Source organism: Blastocatellia bacterium (assembly GCA_025054955.1).
Lineage (GTDB): Bacteria > Acidobacteriota > Blastocatellia > HR10 > J050 > JANWZE01.
Genome location: JANWZE010000062.1, coordinates 87,171 through 104,672, shown reverse-complemented (window position 1 = coordinate 104,672; position 17,502 = coordinate 87,171). Strand labels below are relative to the sequence as shown.

The 17,502-nt window shown below is 54.4% G+C and carries 11 protein-coding genes, 1 tRNA gene and 1 pseudogene; 9 read left to right on the top strand and 4 right to left on the bottom strand.

Annotated features, from left to right (window positions below):
- A partial coding sequence (locus NZ823_09055) for a hypothetical protein (protein MCS6805272.1) occupies window positions 1-584 on the bottom strand: 584 nt, incomplete at its 3' end.
- A gap of 262 nt (window positions 585-846) precedes the next feature.
- Here NZ823_09055 and NZ823_09050 point away from each other — a divergent pair.
- From NZ823_09050 to bamA, 4 genes are all read left to right on the top strand, one after another.
- On the top strand, window positions 847-2,118 hold the full coding sequence (locus NZ823_09050) for an ABC transporter permease (protein MCS6805271.1): 1,272 nt from the start codon (window positions 847-849) through the stop codon (window positions 2,116-2,118).
- A gap of 139 nt (window positions 2,119-2,257) precedes the next feature.
- Window positions 2,258-2,902 carry an ABC transporter ATP-binding protein gene (locus NZ823_09045; GenBank protein MCS6805270.1) on the top strand — a complete coding sequence of 215 codons (645 nt, stop codon included), beginning with the start codon at window positions 2,258-2,260 and terminating at the stop codon, window positions 2,900-2,902.
- Between the two features lie 17 nt (window positions 2,903-2,919).
- Window positions 2,920-5,292 carry an ATP-dependent Clp protease ATP-binding subunit gene (locus NZ823_09040; GenBank protein MCS6805269.1) on the top strand — a complete coding sequence of 791 codons (2,373 nt, stop codon included), beginning with the start codon at window positions 2,920-2,922 and terminating at the stop codon, window positions 5,290-5,292.
- Between the two features lie 68 nt (window positions 5,293-5,360).
- On the top strand, window positions 5,361-8,339 hold the full coding sequence (gene bamA, locus NZ823_09035) for an outer membrane protein assembly factor BamA (GenBank protein MCS6805268.1): 2,979 nt from the start codon (window positions 5,361-5,363) through the stop codon (window positions 8,337-8,339).
- A 664-nt stretch (window positions 8,340-9,003) separates the two neighbouring features.
- Here bamA and NZ823_09030 read toward each other — a convergent pair.
- From NZ823_09030 to NZ823_09020, 3 genes are all read right to left on the bottom strand, one after another.
- Entirely contained in the window at window positions 9,004-10,560 is a 1,557-nt protein-coding gene (locus NZ823_09030; protein ID MCS6805267.1) for an undecaprenyl/decaprenyl-phosphate alpha-N-acetylglucosaminyl 1-phosphate transferase, read from the bottom strand.
- A 43-nt stretch (window positions 10,561-10,603) separates the two neighbouring features.
- Window positions 10,604-10,679, bottom strand: a tRNA-Val gene (locus tag NZ823_09025).
- Window positions 10,680-10,774: 95 nt separating this feature from the next.
- Window positions 10,775-12,064, bottom strand: a complete 1,290-nt coding sequence (locus tag NZ823_09020; protein MCS6805266.1) for a citrate synthase — start codon at window positions 12,062-12,064, stop codon at window positions 10,775-10,777.
- A 259-nt stretch (window positions 12,065-12,323) separates the two neighbouring features.
- Between NZ823_09020 and waaF the strand changes: the two genes are divergently transcribed.
- The 5 genes and pseudogenes from waaF to NZ823_08995 all read left to right on the top strand — a co-directional run bounded on the left by waaF (window position 12,324) and on the right by NZ823_08995 (window position 17,495).
- Entirely contained in the window at window positions 12,324-13,379 is a 1,056-nt protein-coding gene (gene waaF / locus NZ823_09015) for a lipopolysaccharide heptosyltransferase II (protein MCS6805265.1), read from the top strand.
- Window positions 13,380-13,543: 164 nt separating this feature from the next.
- The gene (gene waaC / locus NZ823_09010; protein MCS6805264.1) at window positions 13,544-14,617 is read left to right on the top strand and encodes a lipopolysaccharide heptosyltransferase I; all 1,074 of its coding nucleotides are present in this window, start codon (window positions 13,544-13,546) and stop codon (window positions 14,615-14,617) included.
- Window positions 14,559-15,947: a DUF3108 domain-containing protein gene (locus NZ823_09005; GenBank protein ID MCS6805263.1), complete on the top strand. Its 1,389-nt coding sequence runs from the start codon at window positions 14,559-14,561 to the stop codon at window positions 15,945-15,947. Before waaC ends, NZ823_09005 begins: the two co-directional genes overlap by 59 nt.
- 276 nt (window positions 15,948-16,223) lie before the next feature.
- A pseudogene (locus NZ823_09000) lies at window positions 16,224-16,490 on the top strand (FHA domain-containing protein).
- A gap of 333 nt (window positions 16,491-16,823) precedes the next feature.
- Window positions 16,824-17,495, top strand: a complete 672-nt coding sequence (locus NZ823_08995; protein ID MCS6805262.1) for a serine protease — start codon at window positions 16,824-16,826, stop codon at window positions 17,493-17,495.
- Window positions 17,496-17,502 lie beyond the last annotated feature (7 nt).

Sequence of the window (17,502 nt, the reverse complement as noted above, 5' to 3'; positions counted from 1 at the left end):
AAGAAGGAGAGCATGTTACTGCCTCGCGCCGCCGTGACAATGTCTGCATGGCCATCAGCATCAAAGTCGCCCAGGCCGATGAAGTCAAGCGCCGCGCCTGCTTCATACACGTATGCTGGAGATAAAAACGGCCATGCATCGGCCGACTGAGCCGTCACCGACGCGCTCGTATGAGGATAAATTGAGCGGACGTTGCCTCGATGAACAGCGATGAGACCGCCCATGGGGCTTGTGTAACCGATGACCAGATCAGCGACGCCATCCTCGTTGACGTCGCCGGAGGCTAGGGTCACAGGCTGGGCGAGCCCTCGTTCCAGAACGTCGCTCAACCCTTCAGCGCCGACATGCGGTGTCGCTCGGCTGCGGCCATCGGTCAAATAAATGAGAGGATGATCGGTGTGGTCCGATCGAATGATTGTTTGTTCAACGGTCGAGCCGACTGCGCGATGTGCTGAGGGCGCTGAGCCAGCAGACACGTTGGCGACCGGCACAGTGGAGAACAGAATCGCTGTTAACAAAACGGATGCAATCACACACAGACACACATACCCATGAAGGAGGCACTTCAGATTCCGTTGGGTCATTGCTTTCTCCTTACAGTTCTGAGTTGAATAAACTCACGCCAATTAGTGAGTGGATTGACACTCCCGCACTAAAATCACGTCCAGTTTATAGCAAATGATCGAGCGTCCGTCAACAATCCAGTGGAATGTGTTGTGCGTTGAGGTCATCATCAACGCCGTAAGGCATGTTCTCAGCAACGGTTGAGTCCACCCGTGTAGCAGTGTATGATTGTGCGCCATCGTGGCGCATGGATTTGATTCATGAACAGGGGAAGCTGAAGCAATGATGCACGCTGACCAACTCAATGTGGGCCAAAGCCCATTGCGTGGCGCGTTTGAAACGTTCGTTGCCTCCCGCTATCTTCGCGCTAAACGGAAACAAGCTGTGATTGCGGTGATCACGACCATCGCCGTGCTGGGGATTGGCGCTGGCGTTGCTGTCTTGGTGATTGCACTGGCATTGGTGACTGGCTTTAACGAAGACATCCAAACGAAATTGCTCAGTGGCACGGCTCATCTGAATTTACTGCGAAGCGATGGCGAACCGATCAGCGATTATCAAGAGCTGGTTGAGCAGCTCCGGCGAGTGCCGGGCGTGACGGCGGCAGCCGCCACGACCTACTTTAATGTGATTGTTGCTGGCGCTTATCAATCGGGCGCGATTGTCAAAGGGGTTGACCTGCAGGCGTCGCGTGAAGCCAACGAGGTGTATAACACGATTATCAGCGGTGACGTTCAGAGCTTGGCCGTAACCGAGCCGGGCCAAGAGGGAATTATTTTAGGGAAAGTCTTGGCCAAGGAACTGAACGTCAAGCTGGGTGATTATGTGACGGTGATCTCGCCACAAGGGCGACTGACGCCGTTTGGCGTCACGCCACGTCAGCGCCAGTTTCGGGTTGGCGGGGTGTTCCATTCAGGACTCTATGAGTACGATTCGACCTGGGCATACACGTCATTGTCGGCGGCTCAACAATTGGTCGGACTCGGCGATGAAGCCACGTTGATTCAGATGAAGGTGGCCGATATTTACAACGTCAAGCAAATTGCTCAGCAGGTGTTAAGCGTCGTTGGTTCGGGCTACACGACGACTGATTGGCAGGAACTGAACAAGCCGGTCTTTGCCGCGCTGCAAATTCAGCGGTTGGTCGTGGTGATTGTGCTGACATTGATGATCTTCATCGCGGCGCTGAACATCATTACCACGTTGACCATGATGGTCGTCGAGAAGACGCGCGACATCTCTATTTTAATGGCGATGGGAGCGACGCCAAATTCGATTATGCGCATCTTCATGTGGCAGGGGTTGATGGTGGGAGCGATTGGCACGTGCTTAGGATTGATCGTGGGCATCGCGACCTGTCTGGTGGCGGATCAGTATCAGCTCATCCGGTTGCCGGAAACGATCTTCTCGATCTCTTACGCTCCGTTTCATGTGCGCGTCAGGGATGCGGTGGCTGTTGGTTTGCTCTCATTGTTCATCAGTTTTGTGGCCACGATTCATCCAGCTCGTCAAGCAGCTCGGCTCAATCCAGCGGAGGGATTGCGCTATGAGTGAGGCTGGTGGTCGCGTGTCAGTCATCAGTCAGCCGCCGTCCCCGACGCTCGATTCCCGGCGGTCGTCTGGTGCACTCGAGCGACCGCAGCCGGCCGCCGGTGCGCTTTTGCAAGCCGAGTCGTTATGCAAGCAATATCTGATGGGGCGGACAGTCATCAGCGTGCTCAATGATCTGAATCTGTCTGTGCGACGTGGCGAGATGGTTGCCATTGTTGGCGCTTCGGGTGCCGGCAAATCAACCTTGCTTCATCTGCTTGGCGGATTAGATCGTCCGACGGCAGGCCGCGTGCTGTTTGATGGGTTTGACATCTCAAAGTTAGGTACGGTAGACTTAGCGCGGTTTCGGAGTCAGGTGGTGGGTTTCATGTTTCAATTCCACCACTTACTGCCGGAATTCACCGCTCTGGAGAATGTGATGATGCCGTTGTTGATACGAGGAGTGAGGAAACCGGAAGCGGGTGAGCGCGCCCGTGCCGCATTGTCCAGAGTGGGCTTGGAGAACCGACTGAAACATCGCCCGGCCGAGCTCTCCGGCGGTGAACAGCAGCGCGTGGCATTGGCTCGCGCGTTGGTGACGAACCCGCAACTGTTATTGGCCGATGAGCCGACCGGCAATCTGGATGGTCGCACTGGCGAGAAAGTGTTTGCGCTGGTGCAGCAGCTTCATCACCTCAATTCGCTCACATCACTCATTGCCACGCATAACGAACGCTTGGCGGCGCACTGTGATCGGGTATTGCGGTTGGAAGATGGTCAACTATATGAGGAGCGCTCACGTGTATAAAGAAAAGGTGGCAGGGTATGTTTGAACGATACACAGAAAAGGCTCGGCGGGTCATCTTCTTTGCCCGCTACGAAGCGAATCAACTGGGCTCCCCCACCATTGAAACCGAACACATTCTACTCGGCCTCATTCGTGAAGATAAAATTTTGACCAATCGGTTTCTGCGGACGTATGGCGCTGTCGAGACGATCCGACGTGAAATAGAGAAACGCGCCGTGCCGCGCGAAAAGCTGCCGCCGGGCGTAGACCTGCCGTTGAGTCGTGAATCCAAGCGCGTGTTGAATTACGCTGCTGAAGAGTCCGAGCGTGTCGGACACCGGACGATTGGAACTGAGCATCTCTTGCTTGGATTACTGCGTGAGCAACATTCCTATGCGGCGGAGTTACTGCGCGATCAAGGCTTGCACTTGCATTTGGTGCGCGAGGAATTGATGCGGCATGCTAGTCGTGAACGCGTTCATGCCGGCGCGCGAAAACAAGAGACGCCGCATCTGGCCGAGTTTAGCCGTGACCTGACCGAAGCCGCCGCGCAGGGCAAGCTCGATCCGTTGGTGGGACGCGATAATGAACTGGAGCGCGTCATTCAAATCCTGTGTCGGCGCACCAAAAACAATCCATGCCTGATCGGTGAGTCAGGCGTGGGCAAGACAGCCATCATTGAAGGACTCGCCCAGCGCATCGTCGCCGGCGACGTGCCGCCCTTCCTGGCACAGAAGCGGATTCTGGCCCTTGACTTGAGTCTCGTGGTAGCCGGCACAAAATATCGCGGACAGTTTGAGGAACGGTTGAAAGCGATCATGCGCGAGCTGATCGAGAACCCGCAATACATTGTTTTCATTGACGAGCTTCATACACTGGTCGGGGCCGGCAGCGCCGAAGGCTCGCTCGATGCCGCTAATATCCTGAAACCGGCGCTATCCCGTGGCGAGATCCAATGCATTGGAGCGACAACGCCGGCGGAATTTCGCAAGACCATCGAGCGAGACCGTTCACTGGAACGACGCTTTCAAGCCGTGCGCGTCTTGCCCCCGACAGAAGCTGAAGCCATCCGCATTTTGCAGGGCGTGAAAGACCGCTACGAATCGTTTCATGGAGTTCGCTATACGGATGATGCCATCGTCGCGTCGGTCTACTATTCAAATCGCTACATCACTGACCGCTACTTACCCGATAAAGCCATTGACTTGCTCGATGAGGCTGGCTCCCGCGTCAAGCTTCGTCACTCATCAGCGGAGTTGGACAATGAAGACCTGTCCGTAACCTCACTGCTGACGCCGCGTTTTCGCGGTGGCTATTATTTGGACGAGCCTGAATCGCTTACCGAACAGCCTCCGGTGACTGTGACGCGCGCCGACATTGAAGAAGTGATCTCACGCTGGACTGGTATTCCGCTAACGGCCATCAAAGAGGAAGAGAAGCAAAAACTGCTGCGCATTGAGCAAGAATTACATCAACGAATTGTCAGTCAGGATCGGGCTATTTCGGCATTGGCCCGCGCGATTCGCCGTTCGCGAGCTGGATTGAAAAATCCGACTCGTCCTGTTGGCAGCTTCTTATTCCTCGGACCGACCGGCGTCGGCAAGACGGAGGTTGCACGCTCCTTGGCCGAATTTTTGTTCGGTTCAGAACGAGCCATGATTCGCTATGATATGTCCGAATTCATGGAAAAGCATTCGGTCTCCAAATGGATCGGTTCGCCGCCGGGCTATGTCGGTCATGAAGAAGGAGGACAACTGACCGAACGCATCAAGCGCAGCCCCTATTGCGTCCTGCTCCTGGATGAGATCGAAAAAGCGCATCCTGACGTGTTTAATCTGCTGTTGCAAGTGCTCGAGGATGGCCATCTGACCGATAGTCTCGGCAATACTGTTGATTTCAAAAACACGATTATTATCATGACTTCCAACATCGGCGCGCGCTACATTCACAAGCAGACACATCTTGGCTTTCAGCCCTCAGCGCGCGAGCTGGCCAACAAGATGGAAGATGAAGTGTTGGCCGCCGTCCGCCAAACATTCAATCCGGAATTTCTCAACCGCCTGGATGAGATCATTATCTTCGAGCCGCTGTCGGATGATGATCTGCTCCAAATTGTCAAGTTGTTGGTGAAACAACTGAACAAGACATTGGAGCAGGTCAAAGTCGAAGTGCACCTGACCGATGAGGCGATGCAATGGATCATGGAAACCACGTGTTCCGACCGGCGCTATGGCGCGAGGCCATTGCGCCGCGCTTTGCAGCGGCACGTTGAGGACCCGCTCTCGGAGGCCATCATTCAGTCGGAGATCGCTGAAGGCTCAATCATCGAAGTCTCGCTCGAGAATGGACAGTTACGCTTCCGCCCGATGGCGGTTGAGAAAACCGACGATGAAGTGTTGACCGTAAATTGACCTGTTTGCCCCCGATACAGTGCATGTGGAGAACAGTAAAAGCCGTTATGAGACAGCAGCGAGGGATCATGGCTGGACTAACAATACTTGGTTTGTTCATGTTGTTAGCGCCAACGTTAGTGTTCGGGCAAACTGCAGTGCTCGTTGAGAGCGTGCGAATCGAGGGCAACCGGCGCTTTCCACGCGAAACCATTCTCTACTACATTCAGACGCGCGAAGGTGACTTGTATAATCCGGCGCAACTGGAGCGCGACCTGAAAAGCCTCTGGGCACAGAATCTCTTTAGCGACATCGAAGTGGCTGTGCAAGACGGCGAGCAGGGCGGCAAGATCGTCATCTTTCGCGTGAAGGAAAATCCAATCATTCGTGATTTGCAGTTCCAGGGACTTAAATCGGTGACGGAAAGCGATATGCTGACGCGATTTCGTGAACGGCGCGTCGGCGTCTCAAAAGAAGAGATGTGGGACCCGGCCAAAGGACAGGTGGCCAGACGTGTGATTAAAAATTATCTGTCAGAGAAGGGGCATCCTGATGCGACAGTCGAACTGGAAGTCGAAGAGCTGTCAGCCGCAGCCGTTGGCGTGACCTTCCGTATCAAGGAAGGACCTCGTGTGCGCGTGCTGGAGATTGACTTTGAAGGCAACCGCGTCTTCACTGATGATGAACTTCGCAAGCCGATGAAAAATGTCCGACAAGCCGGCTTGGTGACGCGGTTCACCTCGCGGGATATTTATCATCCTGAAGCTTTCGAGGATGATATGCGACGAGTTGATTTCTTTGCTTTCAAGGATCGCGGGTATTTGGAGGCGCAGATTGGAGAACCCCGAGTGGAAATGATCCATCGCGACCGCTTGCTGCCCTTTCGCATCCCGTTTATCTGCCCGCCTGATGATGGACTGAAGATCGTCGTGCCGGTCTCCGAAGGGCGACAGTTCCGGTTTGGTAAAATCGAGGTCGAAGGCAATACCGTCTTCAGCGATGATCAAATCAAAGCCATCATCGGCATCAAGACCGGCGATATCGTTCGCTCGACGATCATTCAGAAGGGCGTCTACGAGAGTCTCAAAGACCTGTATGGTCGCCTCGGCTATATCCAGATGGTCGCCAATCCCAGCCAAGACCTCAAAGAAGACCCGAACGATCCGACCAAAGGAATCGCTGATTTCACCATCACCATTGAGGAAGGACGACAGTACACGTTGAACTTTGTCGAATTCATCGGCAACACCAACACGCGCGATAAGGTGTTGCGTCGCGAGCTGCTGGTCGCTGAAGGTGAAATCTTCGATCAAGCCTTGTGGAAATTCAGCATTCAAAAGCTCAACCAACTGGGCTTCTTCGAGGAAATCAAAGAAAGCGACGCCACACTCAAGCCGAATGATCGAACCGGCTTGCTGGACATTGATTTGAAAGTCAAAGAAAAGGGACGCAACCAGATTCAATTCACCGGCGGCGCCAGCGGCATTGGCGGCAGTTTCATCGGACTGGAGTATTCAACCAATAATCTCTTTGGCTATGGCGAGTCGCTCTCGTTCAGTTTCGCCGCCGGCAATCGTCAAAAGTACTTCCTGTTTTCGTTCACTGAGCCTTATGTCTTTGACAAAAACATTTCCGCCGGCTTCAGCGTCTTCACCCGCAGTTATGACTTCTTTGGCGGCGGCCTCGGCGCGGTAGCGGCAGGTGGATTGTTCGGGTTTGCGCTGGATGAGGATTCGTTATTCACCGAGCAAAGCTCCGGCTTCCAAGTCTTCACCAGCACGCCGATGACCACCATCACCAAACGCTGGCCCAGCTTCGGTCGCTGGACGCGATTAGGGTTGTCCTATTCATGGAATTCAACCTCGATCAAAGACCCACCTGTTAACACCGACAACAATCCCGATAATGACATTCCGGTGACATTCCGTCAGCCTGACATTCGCACCAGCACCATTGTGCCTTCATTGTTTTATAACTCGCTCCAGGGCAGCTATCTTGATCCAGTGGGCGGGCAACGCCTCTCGCTGTCGTTAGGCTTCAGCGGGCGGTTCCTGGGCGGTGACGTTAATTTGTTCCAGCCGTCGCTTGAATATACTCGCTACTTCGCCATGCCATGGAAGGTGCGCCAGCAGCCGCACGTGTTTGGCTTTCGGTTCCTGGGCGGCCATTTGCTGCCATTTGGTCGGCGATTTGAAAGCAACTCGCTGGCCTTTGTTGGCGGCACGCCAATCTACAGCCGATTTTTCCTCGGTGGTGAAGATACGATCCGTGGCTATAATGTCCGCTCGATTTCCCCTGTCGTGCAGATTGAACAACGGCTGACCACCACGCAAGTCGTGGCCGTGCCTGGCAGCGAAATTGATTTGCTGACGACGACCAATACCTTGCCCGTGCTCGGCGAGTTCGATCCACCGGCCTCTGGGCCGTTCATCCGTGATGAAATCATTCGCGCATTCACGTTTACCAACCGGTTGACCAACGTGAGCGTGCTGCCGCTTGGCGGTGATACGCAGCTTTTATTTAATGCTGAGTACCGAATTCCCATCGCTGGCCCGGTCTCCGTAGCGGCGTTTGCCGATATTGGCTCGACGTTTAATATGCGCCGCTATGCTGACCAACGCATCATTTCCGAACCATTGCTGCGCACCATCAGCCCGTTTCTTGCCTTCGATACCGATCAGTTGACGACGGTGACATTCGCTCCCGGCGGCGGCATCGTCATCAATCCAGATGGACGATTGGCAACCCAGGAGGAAGTCGAATTCGCCCGCTTGGTACAGGGTACCCCCGGCGGCATCCTGCCTGAAGGCTATACGTCTGTCTTTATTCGCGCCTTGGGACAAACAACCGATACGATTTTTCTTTCACAATCCGAATCGGGATGGAAGGGTATTGACAATTACCGCGCTTCTGTCGGCGTCGAATTCCGCGTGCTGATGCCAGTTGTCAATGTGCCATTTCGCCTGATTTATGCCTATAACCCCAATGCCCGCGTCGTCCCTCGACCGGATCAAATTTTCCGTGAAGAACGCACGGCATTCCGCTTTAGCATCGGACGAACCTTCTGATGGCGTGTCGCCAGTGGCGCTTCATGCTCGTTGAGGAAGTAGCCGATTCAATCGCCAAAAGTCGGAGGCCATGCCAACTGTGGAGGGAATGAGCACGCTTGCAGAGCCAAACAGCATAGCGAGGCCTATAGCGGTTTGCACATGGATTGATACTGCCCAAATAGTCGGCATCGAAATTGGGAATAGAAATACGGCATCGCGTCAATGTCAATTGCTCTGTTCATAGCGGTTTGTGAATGAGTTTGTCCTGGGCGTGCGCTCTCAGGATAAGCCCACTCACAAACCGCTCTAATGCCTGCTAAGTAACGTGACAAAAGTTCGTGGCGTTTTTGGAGTGCTGCGACGTGTCGCCGCGTTGGCCGGAAAGCGGTGACACGTCACCGCACGCCAAAACGTTCCGTCCCTCAAAATCTCCTAGAACGTTTGTCCACCTACTTAGAGTGGGCGTCGCAGCGTAAATGAATCGGCAAACTGCTCTATACCAAGTGCGCTTCGCTTCATCAAACATGGTCTTTCACCAGACTATTGGTATGATTCAGTAGAACGGTGCCGGCAACCCGTTTCAGTGCCCCACATGTCGAGCCGCGCGGCCTGATCCCATAAGCACTCCATCAGAGTCGTGCTGGTGGCGCGGCCTAACTGAACGCCACGGACGCAGACATGATCAATTACCAGTCGCTTTTGCCTGCGTGTGTTGAGTCGGTTCAGGAAGCGAACCGTTCTCTCGAAGTGTGAGTAAGGTTTGACTGAGTTCCTCCTGGAGCAGTGTGCAGAAGTGATATGTGTCCAGTTGTAGTGGTTCGCGCTCCAGGTGTCGGTAGAAGGTGATGTCGCCGACGCGTTGGTTGACAGCGTTGCTGAGCGGAATTTGAAGCATCCACATATTGCTCAGATCATCCATCGGCGTCTCTGGGTTATGCCACAGCCACATTGCATCGTCTTCGAGTTGCACGAATGAGTCCGTCGTAGCTGAGCTGGAGGTTGTTTGCCACCGGGTGTGAGCCAGTCGCAATTGAGCGCGATCGAAGTCGTTGGAGGCGAGCAAGCGGCGCAAAGCCGCAACCAAACCATCGAGGTCTTTCACTTGACTCAGCTCATGGGCTGTGCGACGCAAGTGGATATTGCGAGCCAACACGCGGCGGCGGCGCATCGCTTGACCGAAGGCGTAGCGGAGTTCATGCACCTCATGATAGCCGAGGTGCTGAATGCCAAAGAAGACGCATAGGCCGATGGCAAAGAGCGCTAGCCCCATGACCTTTCCTTGAGGATTGAGAAACAGAAGGCTGATCAAGCCAAAGCCGGCTGAGACGCCGTAAAGCAGCATGATGGCTTGTCGCGTTGAGAAGCCACGCTTGAGCATCATGTGATGGATGTGTTCAAGGTCGCCATCAAAGATCGGTCGTCGGTTCAACAAACGCCGGATGATCGCCCATGATGTGTCCACGATGGGCAGGCCAAACGAGACAATGGGAATGGCGACGGCCACCGCGGCGGCGCTTTTTTGTGAGCCTTCAATGGCCAACGCCGCCAGCGTGAATCCAAGAAATAGACTGCCGGAATCGCCCATGAAGATTCGTGCTGGAGCAAAGTTGTATCGTAAGAATCCAAGCGTCGCCCCAGCCAAAGATATGGCCAGGATGACAATCATCGGATGTCCATAAATGAGCGCCGCAATGGAAACAGTCAACAAGGCAAACAGGGCCGCGCCTGCCGACAGCCCATCCAGTCCGTCAATCAGATTGAACGCATTGCTAATGCCGACCAGCCAGAGGATCGTCACAGGTAGATCAAGCATGCCCAGTGAGATGATACCGCCGAAAGGCTGCCAGATTTCAGTGATGCGAAATCCTAACGCATACAGCAAGAGCGAAGCCGCAATTTGAACGCCAAATTTAATCGGCGCATTGGCGCCGCGAATGTCATCGTAGATGCCCAGCAGCAAGATGATGGTGCACGGCAGCAGCAGCTTGCCCACTTCCAGCAGCCTCATCTGGAAACTCAAGCTGAGCATGTTGTGAACGAGAAACAGTGAGGCTAATGTGAGGACAAACGCGATATAGATGGCTATCCCGCCAAGTCGTGGCACAGGCCGCGGATGGTGGCGACGGGTGTTGTCAGGTTGATCCAGCAGGTTTTGCGCCACTGCAAAGCGAATTACCAGCGGCGTCAGAAGATATGCCAGTGCAGCAGCAAGCACGAACAGACTGATGTAGGTCTTCATGAGTCGCGTGCCAGCGAAACCAACAGGAACGGCCACGTAACCATGGTGGGCTGTAGTGGACTTGAACCACTGACCTCCTCGGTGTGAACGAGGCGCTCTACCACCTGAGCCAACAGCCCACCGTCATCAGGGCGGCTATCATAGCAGACTGTCATCGTCAAACTCAACCCCGTTGCTCAATCGGGATGTGATGTTGTAGGCCATGACCGAAACGTCAGCTTCGTTGCTCAATCGGGATGTGATGTCGTAGGCCAGGGCCGATGTAGACTTGACGCGGCCGCGCGATCTTTTGATCTTGATCCAGCAACATCTCTTCCCATTGAGCAATCCATCCGACAGTTCTGGGTATTGCAAACAGGACGGGGAACATCGTCAATGGAAAGCCCATCGCCTGATAGATGATCCCCGAATAAAAATCCACGTTCGGATAAAGTTTTCGTTTGATGAAGTACTCATCTTCCAGGGCGATGCGTTCCAGTTCCAACGCCAGATCAATCAGCGGATTTTTACCGGTGACCTCAAAGACCTCATAGGCGATCTGTTTGATGATGCGCGCCCGTGGATCGTAGTTTTTGTAGACACGATGGCCAAATCCCATCAATCGCCCTTCGCCTCGTTTGACGCTTTCGATGAACGCCGGCACGTTCTCTTTGGTGCCGATCTTTTCCAGCATGCGCAGCACTTGCTCATTGGCGCCACCGTGTCGAGGCCCATACAAGGCAGCCGTCGCCGCTGCTGTGCAGCAATATGGGTCGGCGTGTGAGCTGCCAACCATGCGCATCGTGCTGGTGCTACAGTTCTGCTCGTGGTCTGCATGCAGGATGAACAAAATATCGAGGGCTCGCTCCAGCACCGGATTCGGGACATACTTGAGTTCAGTGGTCTTGAACAGCATGTTTAGGAAATTGCCCGTGTATGACAGGTCGTTGTCCGGATAGACATACGGCATACCCAGACTATGGCGATAGGCAAACGCTGCAATGGTCGGCATCTTCGCGATCAAACGATAGGTTTGTTTGCGTCGGGACTGGGCATTGAACAGGTCCTTGGAGTCAGGATAAAACGTCGAAAGCGCCGCCACGGTGCTGACCAGGATGCCCATTGGGTGGGCGTCGTAATGGAACCCATCAATGAATTTTTTGATGTTCTCATGGACAAACGTGTGATGGGTGATATTCCAGGTCCACTCATCCAGTTGTGATTTCGTTGGCAGCTCACCGTACAGAATCAGATAGGCTGTCTCCAAAAACGTGCTTTTTTCGGCCAACTCTTCGATCGGATAGCCGCGATACCAGAGAATTCCTGCTTCACCATCAATGTAGGTGATAGCGCTTTTGCACGATGCCGTATTGGTGTAACCGAGGTCGTACGTCATCAATCCGAAGTCTCGTTCGGACGTCTTAATCTGGCGCAGGTCCATTGCTTGAATGGTGCCCTGTGAGATGGGAATCTCATAGACTTTCCCCGTGCGATTGTCGGTCACACTCAGCGTCTCTTTCGTCATGATTATTCCTCCTGAAGCGGTACTGGCGTCATGGTTGGCCGCTAATTGTGTCGTCTTTTCTGGCGGGATGCAATGTCTGGTGAAAATTCATGCAGCCGACCTCTTGGACCCTCAGTTGCAACCCTCAGGCAAGAGAGCATGAATCAGTGGCAGAGGTGGCTATGAAACGAGGAGGCCGCGTTTCTTATCCAGGGGGCTTATGCTACCATCTGGCAATCACAATTAGAGAGTTGTTTGCGAAATGATGTCACCACAGTCCATGCGGAACATACTCATTCGTGGAGCAAACTGGCTCGGTGACGCCGTCATGACAATTCCAGCCCTGCGCGAGGTTCGACGTATCTTTGCGCAGGCTCGGATCACGATGTGGACAAAGCAATCGCTGCATGACTTATTCACGGGAACCGATCTCGTTGATGACGTTCTGCCTGCGCAAGGTGATTCCATCGGTTTGCAGGCTCGGAGCATCAGGGCTGGCGCATTTGATCTGGCCATTCTCTTTCAAAATTCGTTCCGCGCCGCGTTGGTGACATGGCTTGGTCGCGTTCCCCTGCGATGTGGCTATCAAACGTATGGACGCGGGTTTTTATTAACCCACCCGATACCTGTTGATCCTGCGCTTCGCCTTCGCCATCAAGTCATCTATTATTTGAACTTGGTCGCTCAACTGGAGCGTGCGATGGTCGGTTACACAGACGTTGATTGTGCGAATCCCAACGTGCATCTTCCGGTTCGACCAGAACTGCGCCGGGAAGGATTGCGCTTGTTAGCTGAACATGGAATAGACCGAAGTTATAAGCTGGTTCTGATCAATCCCGGCGCGACCAATAGCCGCGCCAAGCAGTGGCATGCAGAACGGTTCGCTGCTGTAGCCGACCAGTTGCTCAGTCGAGGCGATAGTCATGTGGCGATCATCGGCGCTCCGGAAGAAGCCAGGCTGGCTCAGATGATTGCTCAACAGATGTTGCGCCATCCGACCATTTTGACAGGTCGGACGACATTGAGGCAGTTACTCGCAGTGATGAGCTACGCTGATCTGTTGATCTCGAATGATACCGGCCCAGCGCACTTGGCTGCTGCCATCGGTGTGCCGACGCTGGTGATTTTTGGCCCAACTGAGTACTGGGCAACGCGCCCGTTGGCCGAGTGTGCAACGGTGGTTCGTCAGCCGGTGGGCTGCGCCCCTTGTATGTTACGCGAGTGCCCAATTGACCATCGTTGCATGACGCGCATCACCATCAATGATGTACTCACACCGGCGACTGCTATTTTGGACGCGGCGACGGTCAACCGTGCCGCGGATTGCGCTGGATAATTGATGAACCCACAGTGGCGGCCTCACGCCATGCGTGATGTTAGTAGGAAGTTGCAATGACAGGCTACCAATCAGAGCGAATGAGCATCTACAATCAGCCACGGTTCAAGCCGAGCGCTGATATGGAAGGAACGACTGAGAGCAGCATTCATCATGCGTGAATCATGAAACTGGTGATTGTCAAACTCAGTTCAATTGGCGATGTTATTCATACGTTGCCAGCAGTGGCTGCATTGCGGCGTCAGTTCCCTGATGCGGACATCACCTGGGTGGTGGAGCGTTCATCAGCGCAACTGCTACGCCAGAATCCGCTACTGAACCGGCTGATCGAGCTGGATACAGGCCGGTGGCGACGTCAGTGGCATTCGCCGAGCGTTTGGTCGGAGGTCGTGACGTGCTTTCAACAGATGAGGGCGCATCGGTTTGACATTGGGCTCGACTTTCAGGGCTTGATCAAATCGGGATTGGTGCTGTATCTGTCCGGCGCGCGGCAACGCGTTGGATTTGAGACAGCCTGTTTGCGGGAAAAGCTCAGCTTGATGTTCCTGACCGATCAAGTGCCTGCGTCGGATGATGTTCATGTGATCGAAAAGAATTTGCAACTGGTGCGTTGGTTGGGAGCCGCGCACGAAGGGCCATACGAATTCCCCATGCACATTCCGGATGAGGACCGACAATGGGTTGAAAATAGACTACGCACGCATGGCATAAAGGAATTTGCTATCCTCAATCCGGGCGGCGCGTGGAAAGGGAAGCGATGGTCGCCAGCCGGTTATGCCGCCATTGGAACGTTTCTTTACGAGGCATACGGGCTTGCCTCAATAGTGACTCACGCGCCCGACGAACAGGCGCTGGCGCAAGAAGTGGTCGCGCGGTGTGGGGAATCGGCTATTCCTTTGTGTTGCACGTTGAAGCAACTGGCAGCACTGGCTGATCGCGCCACATTGTTTGTTGGAGGAGATACCGGGCCGATGCACCTGGCGGCAGCGCGTGGCACGCCGGTTGTGGCTATTTTTGGCCCGACGCTCGCTCGTCGTAATGGTCCATTCTCTCCTGAGGATGTGATCGTGCGAGAAGAGCGCAGATCAGCCCGTGCCTACTACCGACGTGAGCGTGAGGATGATTACATCAACGTATCTGAGGATGAAGTTCGCCAAGCCATTAAACGGAGACTCACTCGTGTCAGTCAATTTGGATCTCACAGGCTCGCACAAATCGTCGCCACACCATCGCGCTAGGTGGCCAGCGGCGTTGCGCCGGTGGCGTGTCACCATCAGCAGCCTATTTGGCGTTATAGCCCTGCTGTACGCCACGCCCACCATGGCGCTGATTGCAGTCGGCGGCGGATTGATGGTTATGGGCATGGCGCTGAGGTTGTGGGCGCTCGGCTACCTGAAAAAAGATACCGAATTATGTACCGCTGGGCCGTATGCCTATACGCGCAATCCGCTCTACTTGGCTAATTTTCTAATCGGGCTTGGGCTCGTCGTGGCATGTGGGCGTTGGTGGTTGGGTTTGCTGTTTGCTCTGTTATTTGCGGTGCTATATGGATCTGCCATGACACAAGAAGCGGCCCACTTGCGGCGCTTGTTCCCGCGCGAGTTTCCTGCTTATGAACAAGCTGTCCCATGGTTCTGGCCTCGATGGCGGCCCTATCCGGCGGCATCTGGGCGATACGATTTTGCTATGCTCAAAAGCCATCGTGAGTATCGCCTGTTGCTCTTGTTGGGGCTCGTGTTGGTTGTGTTGGCCTGGAAGGCTGCTGTCGGGCAAGCGGCTAGCAGACCGGAGCAGGTCACGGCAACCGGAACCCCACCTGCGCCACTCAATCTGCCGTTCGCCGAAGGCGAGACGCTGCGCTATGAAGCTCGATTTACCAAGTTGCTCGTATCGGGAAAAATCGGCCGGTTGACGTTCACTTTTGGCCGCTCAACGGAACAGCCGCTTGTAGGCAAATATCACATCAGAGCGGAGGCTGTTTCAGAAGGATTTTGGACCAAGGTGTTCGGCATTGATGTGAGAGACAGCTTTGAATCGTTTGTCGAGCCTGCTGATTTTGGTGTTCATCGCACACGAAAGCAGTTCAATCACAATGGCAAAAGAGAGCTTGAATTGGCGATTTTCAATCGCTCGGATGGTTTGGTTGTCGTCATTGAGCGGAATTTGTCAAAGCCAGATCAAGCGCCATCGGTGAAGCAGGCGCCGACTCAACGATGGGTCCAGGATGTTCTTTCAGCGATTTATTATGTGCGCACGTTGCCGATGAGTGTTGGGCAGACGATTGAAGTGCCGGTGAGCGATTCGGGCAAGACGTACGACGTTCAGATTCACGTTGTCGCGCACGAACAATTGAAGACTGATCTGGGTTTGTTCGACACGGTGAAAGTGCAACCGCTGGTGATGGGCGAAGACAAGATCATTCGTCGCTCTGGCGAGATGTACATCTGGTTCACGCAGGATGCGCACCGTTTGCCGGTGAAGGCGATGGTCGCTGGAAGTTTTGGCACAGCGACCATCGAGTTAAAGGCGATGTCGGGCCTGCCCGAGGCTAAGCTCGGCAGCAATTAAGGCGCTTGCCGGTCGCATGAGGGTCTGGCCGCTCGCTGCGGCTGCGAGCCCGAGCTAGAGGCCTGGATTCGGACGCATGCGGCGGAGCCGGATGAAGGGCATTTCGCCATTGACGATCTGCGCGAAATGACAGATGGAGACTCCTGGTCGAGTGCTCGCTGACCACTGCCCATTGACCACTGCTTTCTCACTAGGACTTGCAATCTGGTTGTCGGCGCATAGAATGTATGGCTCGTCACCCTGGGAGGTATCTAGGTGCAAATCAAAGGGTCAGACATGGTTGTTGTCTTAACGCACCTGTCTGGCGGACAGGCCGGCCAGCGTGAGGTGTTGGATCAAGAACGTATTCGCCTCGGCCGGGCGCTGGACAACGATGTGGTCTTCACCGCCCAGGATTTGCGCACCTCGGCGCATCACGGCGAAATCCTATTGGATGGCGAGCAGTTCATCATTCAAGACCTCCAGAGCACCAATGGAACTTATGTGAATGGAAGCCGGGTTGAACGCGCCACGTTGCGTGACGGCCACATCATTCAGTTGGGACGAAAAGGACCGCAGTTGTTGTTTGAGCTGAAACCGAAACAAGATGCCTATCAACTGCAAAAGCCGTGGACAAAAGGAACTACCATTTCGCCTTCGGCCAAGCTCATGATCGAGCCATTGAGCCAGGCGCTACCCAGCTCTCAACCTCGCATCGGACTGCAAACGATGCAACTGGCCATTGATTCAGCCGTGAAAAAGTCTTCATCCACGTGGCGGCGCCTTGTTATGGTGTTAGCCATAATCACACTGGGCGCTGTTGGCACGTTGATCTACTTCTCCGTATTGAGGCCGAGCGCGGAGATGCTGCCCGTTGATAGCGCTCAGCGGTTTGCCATGATTGCGCGCCGCAATCAGTCGGCTGTTGTGCTGATTCAACTGGATTTTGCGCTGGTTGATCAAGAGGGAGTGGTTGTCTCAGAAGGGCGCAGCGAGGGAACTGGGTTTGCCTTCGACGCTCGCGGCTACATTGCGACCAACTACCATATTGTTCGACCTTGGGAATTTGATGAATCGCTCCAGGGGTCTCGAACGCAGCCTCAGACGCGTTCACTGAGAGTGATCTTCGCTGACCAGCCGGCGAAAGAGGCTCTGCCAGCGACCTTCTATCGTGGTTCGAAAGAATGGGATGTTGCCTTGTTGAGTATCCAGCCGCCGCCGGTAATGCCCCTGATCGAAGGCATGGAGCCACGGCTCGACATGGTACGTCAGGGTGATGAAGTGGCATTCATCGGGTTCCCGTTCGGTTCTGATTTGTTGAATACAACACACCAGGAAAAGGCCACGACAACGATGAAGCGCACATCGGTGAGTAAGGTAACGAATGGCTTGATCCAGCTCGATACGCCCGTTCAGACGGGATTCAGCGGCAGCCCGATCTTCAATCGTGACGGAAAGGCCATCGGCATTGTGACAGCAGAGATCAAAGACGACCTTGATGCCAGGCCACTCTCCATTGGATTGGGCACGCCGATTCAATACGTGATTTCATTATTGGGAGACGGTTAGGTAAACA

Coding starts and splice junctions, on each gene's coding strand:
- NZ823_09050 (MCS6805271.1), top strand. CDS start 847: ATGATGCACGCTGACCAACTCAATGTGGGCCAAAGCCCATTGCGTGGC.
- NZ823_09045 (MCS6805270.1), top strand. CDS start 2,258: ATGGGGCGGACAGTCATCAGCGTGCTCAATGATCTGAATCTGTCTGTG.
- NZ823_09040 (MCS6805269.1), top strand. CDS start 2,920: ATGTTTGAACGATACACAGAAAAGGCTCGGCGGGTCATCTTCTTTGCC.
- bamA (MCS6805268.1), top strand. CDS start 5,361: ATGGCTGGACTAACAATACTTGGTTTGTTCATGTTGTTAGCGCCAACG.
- NZ823_09030 (MCS6805267.1), bottom strand. CDS start 10,560: ATGAAGACCTACATCAGTCTGTTCGTGCTTGCTGCTGCACTGGCATAT.
- NZ823_09020 (MCS6805266.1), bottom strand. CDS start 12,064: ATGACGAAAGAGACGCTGAGTGTGACCGACAATCGCACGGGGAAAGTC.
- waaF (MCS6805265.1), top strand. CDS start 12,324: ATGCGGAACATACTCATTCGTGGAGCAAACTGGCTCGGTGACGCCGTC.
- waaC (MCS6805264.1), top strand. CDS start 13,544: ATGAAACTGGTGATTGTCAAACTCAGTTCAATTGGCGATGTTATTCAT.
- NZ823_08995 (MCS6805262.1), top strand. CDS start 16,824: ATGATTGCGCGCCGCAATCAGTCGGCTGTTGTGCTGATTCAACTGGAT.